We start from the raw sequence: 9,023 nt of genomic DNA on the forward strand, positions 1-9,023 counted from the left end.
ATGAAACTCTGGGCGGTCCAAGGTGCAGGAACATGGCCGTCCAGAACCCAATGCCATAGGCCACCAGTGCGCGGCTGCAGGCGGACCACTCTGCGTTCGTCGCCACCAGGAAGTAGCCAAGCGCAGTGGTCAGTACGGCCGTCCCTGCTGCGAGGACGCCGATAAAATCAGTTGCGTCCAGGTGCAACAAGTTCTTGATTACTTTCATGGAATTCCATTTCCCGAAGGATTGAAGAGGGCGAACTAAAAGTCGGCGTGGTGCGCTGGTGCTTTCAGCATCGTTTCCCTGTGGCTTCTAATGAAATTCACCCCAGGCCGGAAGCGGTCAGGCAGGTCAATCTGGCGATCTTCGACACGCCAAAAAACCTCACGTAGAAAGGTGTCCTTGCTGGCCCGTAGGCTTGCCGATAGCACGATGCGGTGGTCATCAGTCAGTGAGAAAAGATGCTGGTCGAATGCCTTGTCATGGAGTGCGGAAAGGCACAGTCCATTAGTCGGGTTAAGCCGGTTGGCTTTGTCCTGCCGCCAAGGGACGATATGGCTAGCGACCAACAAGCGCGCATCGCTAGTGCCAGAGACGCAGCAGCGGCCGCGGTAGCTGGCTAGTACTGCGCGGCGGAAGAAGGCTTGCTTGATACGCTGCTGCACGACGGTATGGCGCGTGTTGCCGCTGTAGTCGTCTAGTACGAAGTCATCTTCATCGGTTGCTTGGCGGGTGGCTACCTCGCCCTTTGCTTCCGACAGCGCAGCGCGAAGTTGCTCACACTCCACGGCCAGCCGCCCCCAATCGGCATGGAATTCGCTCCACACCTGGCGATCCAGCGCCGAAGCGCCACTGAGGCCCCTACGCCCGCTATCCGTGACCGACGGATCAAGGCTGGCGAAGTTGACCAACTTCATTGCCAGCGCGCCGGGCGTGCGGCCGATGAGCCTTGCCAGTTCAATGATCTGCGGATTGCGGCTATGCAGCTTGCCGAAGGGCGTTTGGCAATAAAGGTGGAAGGCAAGCTTGAGTTGTTCGCTGCTCCAGTTCCCTTTGTTGGGAAACATGCGGGCTGCTTCTTGCATGAAGGGCGTTCCCTGACCTGACGCAAGGATTATGTCCACTTTCGTACCGCTTGCTACGGCATATAGCCGCTAGCTCGCAAACCTGCGCGCAAACGTAGCCACGGTCGTGTGGTTCTCGCGCGCGAGCCGGTTGAGTTCGGGCGAGGTGATGTGGCCGTTGTCGGCCACGGCACACCAGAAGCGCAGTGCGGCGTCTGCGGCCCATGCAATGTGGGGCAGTTGGCCGCCGCGGGCCGGGGCGGCCAGTGGCAACGGGCCGGCCGGGCGTACGATGCCGGTGCGCGAGGGGGCCAGGTACATGGGCAGCATGTCGTAGGCAGGGCACAGGGGCAGTGGGCCGGCGTCGGTCAGGTGAAAGCCCAGGTTGCCCAGGTGCATGTCGCTGTTGCCGATGAAGCGGCCAAACCAGTGCAGGCGGGCCATGGTGTCGGCAGTGCCGCGTTCTATCCAATGCTCTGCCAGCAGCTGTTCGCCGGCCAGGCCCCAGTCGCGCGTGCCTTCGCCGATGAACGCGGCGTCCAGCGCTAGTAGTGATACGAAGCCGCGCCGGCCCAGCGTGCCGGGTACGCGGTCGAAGCGGCGCACTTCAAGGAAGGTGTGACCGTCGGTTTGGATCAGCTCCGATTCGGCGGCATCGAGGCCGGCGTCGCGCAGGCAGTTCAAGGCGAGGTGCTCGCAGGCCAGTAGTTCGGCCCAGCGCCGTGCGGCCTGGCCTTCATCGGGCGGGGCGAACTTCACCAGCGCGGCGTAGCGGCTGCGCCCGGTGTCCACCGTGGCGGTGAACTTGGGTTGCNNGCGCTCGACCGCGAACTGCCCCAGCAACAGGTCACCCATGCCGGTGCCGCCATGGAGGATGGCGGTGAGGGTGTCGCGTACCTGCCAGCGGGTCAGGTCTTCCGGCACGCCCAGTTGCCGGCCCATGCGATGGGCCAGGGTGCGGCCGAGGAAGCCTTGAGGACGCAGGTCATCGAGGAACCATGGCAGGCCGGGGAAGTACCCGCTGACGGTATCCACCGGCCGCGTCAGGTTGGGGCTTTCACCGGAGGGCTGGAAGTGGAAGCGGTCGCCGCGCAGGGCGTGCAACGTGCCCAGCTCCTGCAGCGTGGCGTCAGCACGCATGCGGAACAGTGGCCATGCGTTGGAAGTGCCCGCAGTGGCACGGGCGGCGTAGTGGGTGGCCCGCGCCTTACCCAGGCGCAGTATCCGTTCGCCTGCCTCGGCTACCAGCCGCGCGAGCACCGGGCGGCTGACACCCAGTTGCTCAACCAGGACACCGGCAGGCACGGGGTCGCCGTCCCCCAGCAGGGCGAGCAGGTCGGCAATCGTGGCAGCAGTTTGGCGTGGCATGGGTTCGTTTCTTTACGATTTTCGAACCATATTTCATGTGTGATTGTTTTTCAACCGATTGTTTTCAAATAAATATCCAGGAAAATTTCTGTATTGCGTGGATTATTTCTTTACGATTCTGGAACGATAAATCGTGCGATGCCGCCCCCTCACGGATGCGCAGCACCGGGCGTTCCCTCCTGCCGCGCCGCCTTCTTCCACGCCTGCAGGCCGCTGGCTGCCAGCGCCACGAACACCAGGTACAGCGCCGCGGTGGCGTGCAGCGATTTCACCGCGTACATGCCCACATAGACCACGTCCACAATGATCCACAGCCACCAGGTTGCGGTGTGGCGGCGCGCCTGCCACCACTGCGCCACCAGGCTGAGTGCCGCGAGCATAGCGTCCAGCCAGGGCAGGGCGGCGTTGGTCCAGGTGTGCATGGCCGCGCCCAGGGCCAGGCCGAAGGCCACGCCCACGGCCAGGTGGAGGGCGCCGGTGCGTGCGGCCAGCGGGGCGATGGCGACGCGGCCGTCGGGCTTGTCCTGGCGGTGCCAGGTGGCCCAGCCGTAGGCCAGGAACGCGGCGAACGCGCCCTGCAGCAGCATGTCCGAGTACAGCCGCGCCTGGAAGAACACCAGCGCGTACAGGCCCACCGACACCAGCCCCACCGGCCAGGCCAGCATGCGCCGCTGTGCCATCAGCCACACGCCCAGGGCGCTGGCGATGACCGCGGACCATTCCAGAAGCGCCGGGCTCATAGCGCCAGGGTCACCGTCAGCCGCGCCTGGCGCGGGGCGCCCGGGAACAGGTAGTAGTCGCCCGAGCTGCTGCCGGTGTCGCGCCAGTAGAAGCGGTTGAACACGTTGTCCACGCTCAGGTTCCAGTCCAGTGCGCGGCCGTGCAGTTCATGCCGGAAGCGCAGGCCGGCATCGACCACGCTGTAGGCGGGTGCGCGCACGCGGCCGTCGGCGGTGGCCACGTTGGAAGACGCGAAGCGCCAGCCGCCGGTCACGCCCAGCCCGGGCACGAACGGCAGTGCGTAGTCGGCATGCACGCTGGCGCGGGTGGTGGGTACGTTGATCAGCGGGTGGCCTTCGTAGGCCGGGGTGCCGGTGTCGCGCGCACGCGCGCGCAGCACGCTGGCGCTGGCGGTGAGCTGCAGCGCGTCGCCGATGCGCCCGCGTGCGCTCAGTTCCAGCCCGGTGTGGGTCTGCTGGCCTTCCTGCACGAAGGTGTAGCCGTAGTCGCTGGCATCCGGCTTGGCGTACTGGAACGGCCGGCTGATGCGGAACAGCGCCGCGCCCAGGCTCAACGCATCGGTGGGCGCGTACTTGGCGCCCACTTCCAGCTGGCGCGACAGCACCGACGGCAGGAAGCTGCCTTCGTTGCTGGTCCAGAACGGCGCCTCCTGGCCCAGGGCAATGCCGCGCACGTAGCTGGCGTACAGGTTGAGCTGCGCGTTGGCACTCCAGATCAGCGCGGTCTGCGGCAGGAAGCGCGACACGTGGCTGTCGCGCTCGGGGTTGCCACGCTTGTCCCAGGCGCGCTCGTCCAGGCGCACGAAGCGGCCGCCGGCCAGCCATTGCCAGTCGTCGGCCAGCTGCATGCGGTCCAGCACGAACAGCGCCTTCTGGCGGCTGTCCACGCGCCGTACCGATGGGCCCGGCTGCAGCGGCGAGGGGTCGAACTGCGGCACCGCATCGTCGTGGATGTTGCCGGTGCCGACGTATTCGTTGACGTTGCGGCGCTTGTCCACCGAGCGGCGGAAGTAGTCGGCGCCGAGCACCAGCTGGTGCCCGACCGCGCCGGTGGCGAAGCGGCCGCGCAGTTCACCGCGCAGCTGCTGGTTGCGGCGGGTGTCGTCGGGGCTGCGGTAGTCGTAGATGTCGTAGTCGCCGTTGGGCGCGAAGTAATTGCCCGGCACGCTGCCGTCCCAGCAGGCTTCGGCGTAGTAACAGCCGTAGGCGAAGGCGACGTTGTCGTCGATCACCGAGCGGCTGTGGCTGGCGGACACGCGCGACTGCCATGCCGGGCTGAAATCGTAGGTGTGCAGCGCGCTGAGGTTGGTGCTGTCGATGCCCACCGGCTGCTGCCAGCGCTGGTAGCCCAGCATCTGCGTGCGGTCCACGTGCTGCGGCAGCATGCTGGCACCCAGCAGTTGGTAGCCCGAGGCCGAGCGCTGCGCGCTGGTCTGGTAGTTGGCGTCCACCTCGAGCTTGGCGCGCTCGCCGATCAGCCAGTCGGTGGCGAGCGCGTAGAAGTTGCGGCGGCCGTCGGCATGGTCGATGTAGGAGTGGCTGTCGTCCCAGGCGGCATTGAAGCGCACGCCGATGCGCGGCGTCAGCCAGTGGCCCACGTCCACCGCGGCGTAGCGCGAGCCTTCGGCGTCGGTGCCCAGGGTGACATTGCGTACCTCGGCCGGGCGCTTGCCCACGTAGTTGATGACGCCGCCCGGGGCGATCACGCCGGCGGCCAGCCCGGCCTCGCCCTTGAGGATTTCCACCTGCTGCACGTTCTCCAGCGCCAGCCGCTGTTCGCCGGCGATGGTCAGGCCGTTGAAGCGGTAGCCGGTGGCGGTGTCCAGCGCGAAGCCGCGGATGGCGATGTTCTGGTAGTAGCCCACCGGCGCGTAGCTGTCGCCCAGCGAGGCGTCGTTGTCGGCCAGTTCGGACAGCGTGCGCACCACGCGGCGGTCAAGCAGCCCGCGGTCCAGCACGCTGATCGAGGCCGGGGTGTTCTTCCAGTCGCCACTGCCGAAGCTGTTGGACTGGGTGTCCCTGGCGCCGGGCTGCTTGGCCTGCACGCGCACGGCATCGAGCTCGGTGGGCGAGCGGTCGGCGGCGGTGTCCAGGGCACGGGCGTGCAGCGGCAGGGCCGCGGCCAGCGCGGCGGTCAACAGCGAAAGGGTATGGCAGCGGTTCATTCGTTTCGTCATCAGCCGTAGGGGGAGACGAAGCGAAGGCGCGCACGCGCGACCGGCCACGAAGGCGGTGTGCCTGCTGCTCAAAGCTCCCTACGCCGGTGCAAACCGGATCAGGTTCCAAGGGACTCTCTCAGCCTGGACAAGCCCAGGCACCCCCGCTTCTGGCCGGTATTTGACCACAAATGCCGCGGTTTGGCCCGTGGGTCGGGTGGGGGTGCTTGCGCGCATGGGGCCTCGCATCTCGTAGATGCGGGGCTCGCCCCGCATGGAGCTCTACCGGCGAAGTTGCGTACGTGCAGCCAAGGAGCTGGAAAAGCTCTGCCATCGGACTGGACGCCACCGCAGCGAGTTGGGCGCAGTAGAAGCGCTCAGACGGACTGCGGGCTGGGTCACCGGCAGAAATCGGCCAGGAGCGGTCGTTCAACGCTTTAGTTAAGCCGCGCCGCAAAGCGGCGTCGGCTTGGACGAATTGTTAGCTGCCATTGACCGACGCCGACAGCCGCTCGTGTTGAGCCTCACCACGTCAGACACGCCGAAGGCCTCCTTGGCCCGGCCCGTGCCCAGCATCTCCTCACGCGAGGGCATGCGGCCGAGCATTGGCTCCCCTGCCCATGAGGTTTTCTCTGCATCGACCACCCTACAGCCCGGGCCGCTCTCCGTGGTGAGCCACTCAAGGGCCACGCATTCCTTCTCGGAGGGGGCCGCGCCTTCGCCCCAGCCGCGAAGGCTGACGGCCATCGAGACGCCTTGTTCCGGATGGGAGTCAGTGTAGTGGCACAGATGCAGACCTAAGGCGTTGCCATGCTCGTACACGAAGCCGCGGAACACCTTCGAATCGTGGCCGCAGGTGTCGCAGTGGCCAACGGTGGTTTCAATGCATGGCTCAACCGCGAGGGTACTTTCCATGGCAGCTAACGCCTGAGTTAAGCCGACTGGCGAAGCCACTTTGGCTTGAATGAAATGATTTGTTAGGGCACATCCCGGCCCCAAGGTGTCGCCAGTCCGATGCTGCAAAGGGTGGCTGACCACTGATTGAGATGACCGGTTTCAGTCGCGGTGAAAACCCCTTCAAGGCGGACGTAGCGGTCGTTCAATGCTTCAGGAATATTGGCGCCGCTGACCCACAGCCCATTGGGTGTAATGGTCTGCAGATAGTCTTCACGATGGAGATAGATCGCGGAATGCTCGAAGGACCGGTGCATGAAGCCAATTACCGCAACGGACCGGCCTTCATAGTGCTCCGGATCAGCAAGTAGCGCCGCCAAGGAAACGTTGATTGGCTTGACTACGCCAGTGGAGCAAGGAGCAGAGCTGCGATCGGTAGCAGGTACGGAAGATGTCGGCAACTCTGCCGAGCATCCGCTAATCAATAGCACCAAGATTAGGAGGATCTTCCACATGGATACTAACGCCTGAATTAAGCCGCGTTGCGATAGCAACGTCGGCTTGAATGAGCTGTTAGATGGAGGCTAAACCACCCCGGAAACGATTGCCGCCGCAAGTATGCCGAATAGCAGGGCGGAAAACACTGCGAGAATGGTTATGCCTAACACGCCGCGCTGCCAGCCCTTGAGCGAATCCCACCGTGCTGCAAGGTCGCGGAAGGGCACGCCAGTACCTGCCTGGCCTAGCCCAATCATGGCAAGCGCGACCGGAAGCGCGTAAAGCCAACCAAACGGTTTGAAGCGCCACAGATCATAGGTGACGGCTAGCCAGCCACCCACAATACTGACCGCCGTGCCGATAGCGAATGCCTGCAGGCCGGCTTTGCGAGTTACGGAGATCATCACCTGGCCCCTGACGCTTGAGTTAAGCCGGGCCGCGAAGCGGCGTCGGCTTGAATGAACTGTTAGCTGTTATTGCCGGAAGGCAACTGCTTGTCATACCAGGCCTCTGAATGTACGTCTTTCTTAGCCGCGGCTATCAAGGACTCTAGCTGCGCAACGGCTATGCGAACAGGACGGCCACATACTGTCAGCTCCAGTGCCAGTGACTCATCCGCCGGATCAGCTACAAAGCTCGCGAAGTAATGTTTTTCCCCGGAGATATCACAAGAGAGCTCAAGCTGCATTCCCTCCCCATGCATCCCGGCCCATTGGGTACTGATTGTTGGATAAGACGCTGACTTGTTGCTCATAACAGCTAACGCCTGAATTAGGCCGCGCCGCGAAGTGGCGTCGGCTTGAATGAATGGTTAGGTGCCAAGGCTGGCAAGTGCAAACACAAAAGCAACCGAGCCTGCGCCAAGTAAACCGTAGGTAGCCCAGAGAGGCATGCCCTGACCAAATGAGAAGGCAACGTATCCCCCCCGCGGGTCTCTCCCGGAGAGGATAGACACTATGAAGATGGCCAGAAGTGGCAAAACAGACGCGAGGCCGAAACCAAGCCCGAGTGGTCGCCAGTCGGTGTGGTCGAAGCCGCCGATCCGATACAGGGCGACACCGAAGATAAGGCCGAGAAAGAAGAGAGTGTTGGCCGTCCAGATAGCAGAACGATGTTGCCGAAGAAGCGCGTCGCGTGACTTTCCGTTGTGCCTTGAAGGTAGCCGACGAGACCAGCGAGAGGTGAGCCATGTGGCAATGATGCCACCAGCCACACCGCTAAGAACTGGACGTATCGACTCAAATTCCATTGGCACCCAACTACCTAATAGACGGACCCACGGGTCCGGTTATGCGACTTGTCTACAAAGCACCGTATGGCGAGCTTTTCTCTTGCGACACCTCGATCTTAGGGTGGCTTGGTTCGGCTAACAAGCCAGCGTATAGCCGGAGCCACCGGTGGGCTCAGTTATCACGGCAAGCTCGTTCCGGTAGAAGTACAGATGTCCGCCTTGGGTCGCTTTCTGCCGGCGCAGTTAAAGGACGCCATGCTCAGTTCGTTGGTATCGCCGGCCAGTTCCACCGGCGTCGGTGTTCGACCAACTCGACTGGGAATGTCCAGCCAACCGGGACTCCGTAGCCCTATGTCGGGCAAGCCCGGCACCTATACGGGTGCGGATTCCCGCGGCGCCGCGCTCCATGGGGGTAGGTTTGCATTGCATGGTCCGCACTCCGTAGATGCGGGGTTTGCCCCGCATGCGCGTTCAGGCGGCCGCGTGCAGTGCGGCCAGCAGCGCCTGGCCTTCGGCGCTGCCGAACCATTGCGCATGTCCGAGCAGGAACGGTTGCCAAGCCACGTCGGCGTTGGCGGTGGAGCCGGTGACGCCTTCGAAGTACTCCACTTCGGACAGCGCGAAGTCCAGGTGCACCACCGGCAGCAGGTCGGCCAGCAGGTGCATGCGCGTGGCGGACAGCGGCAGCACCTGGCGGTAGCCGTCGAGCAGTGCCAGCACGGTATCGATGCGTACGGCGTCCGCGCCGCGTTCCAGTTCCAGCCAGGCCACCGCATTGCGTTCGATGGCGGTGGCCAGGTCGAACAGCGCGCTGGTGGGCGAGGCCAGGCCGAAGTCGAGCACGGTACTCACCGTGTCGCCCTGCCATAGCAGGTTGGAAACGTGCCAGTCGTTGTGCGCCCACAGCCGCGGTTCGTCGCGCAGGCGTTCGGCCAGGCCCGCATGCCAGGGCAGCACGGTGTGGCGCAGTTGTTCCTCCCAAGGAATGCGCGCCAGGTAGCGGGCAAGGCCGGGGCGGTTGCACAGGTCGGCGGTGAGCGCGGCGATGGGGTCGTGGCTGCGGATCAGGTCGTCGCGCGCCACCAGCAG

At 64.3% G+C, this 9,023-nt stretch carries 10 protein-coding genes and 1 riboswitch; all 10 genes read right to left on the reverse strand.

Features of this window, described 5'->3' with window-relative positions:
• The coding region (locus B3P22_RS05420; RefSeq protein ID WP_296270248.1) for a hypothetical protein at nucleotides 1–208 on the reverse strand (208 nt) is incomplete at its 3' end.
• 35 nt (nucleotides 209–243) lie between these two features.
• Nucleotides 244–1,068 (reverse strand): HNH endonuclease, encoded by an 825-nt coding sequence (locus B3P22_RS05425; RefSeq protein WP_296270250.1) that lies wholly within the window; start codon nucleotides 1,066–1,068, stop codon nucleotides 244–246.
• 69 nt (nucleotides 1,069–1,137) lie between these two features.
• Nucleotides 1,138–2,415, reverse strand: a complete 1,278-nt coding sequence (locus B3P22_RS05430) for a HipA domain-containing protein (protein ID WP_296270252.1) — start codon at nucleotides 2,413–2,415, stop codon at nucleotides 1,138–1,140.
• 149 nt (nucleotides 2,416–2,564) lie between these two features.
• On the reverse strand, nucleotides 2,565–3,155 hold the full coding sequence (gene pnuC / locus B3P22_RS05435; RefSeq protein ID WP_296270253.1) for a nicotinamide riboside transporter PnuC: 591 nt from the start codon (nucleotides 3,153–3,155) through the stop codon (nucleotides 2,565–2,567).
• Nucleotides 3,152–5,320, reverse strand: coding sequence for a TonB-dependent siderophore receptor (locus B3P22_RS05440; RefSeq protein ID WP_296270254.1), 2,169 nt, complete (start codon nucleotides 5,318–5,320; stop codon nucleotides 3,152–3,154). The genes pnuC and B3P22_RS05440 overlap by 4 nt, the downstream gene beginning before the upstream one ends.
• A gap of 70 nt (nucleotides 5,321–5,390) precedes the next feature.
• A riboswitch (TPP riboswitch) is annotated at nucleotides 5,391–5,487 on the reverse strand.
• Nucleotides 5,488–5,752: 265 nt separating this feature from the next.
• A complete protein-coding gene (locus B3P22_RS05445; protein ID WP_296270255.1) occupies nucleotides 5,753–6,226 on the reverse strand; it encodes a hypothetical protein in 474 nt (157 codons plus the stop codon).
• Nucleotides 6,227–6,288: 62 nt separating this feature from the next.
• Entirely contained in the window at nucleotides 6,289–6,720 is a 432-nt protein-coding gene (locus B3P22_RS05450; protein ID WP_296270257.1) for a hypothetical protein, read from the reverse strand.
• A gap of 69 nt (nucleotides 6,721–6,789) precedes the next feature.
• Nucleotides 6,790–7,107, reverse strand: a complete 318-nt coding sequence (locus B3P22_RS05455) for a hypothetical protein (protein WP_296270258.1) — start codon at nucleotides 7,105–7,107, stop codon at nucleotides 6,790–6,792.
• 62 nt (nucleotides 7,108–7,169) lie between these two features.
• Entirely contained in the window at nucleotides 7,170–7,457 is a 288-nt protein-coding gene (locus B3P22_RS05460) for a hypothetical protein (RefSeq protein ID WP_296270260.1), read from the reverse strand.
• A 948-nt stretch (nucleotides 7,458–8,405) separates the two neighbouring features.
• A partial coding sequence (locus B3P22_RS05465) for a phosphotransferase (protein ID WP_296270261.1) occupies nucleotides 8,406–9,023 on the reverse strand: 618 nt, incomplete at its 5' end.

It is taken from the genome of Pseudomonas sp. UBA6323 (assembly GCF_002439135.1).
GTDB lineage: Bacteria > Pseudomonadota > Gammaproteobacteria > Pseudomonadales > Pseudomonadaceae > Aquipseudomonas.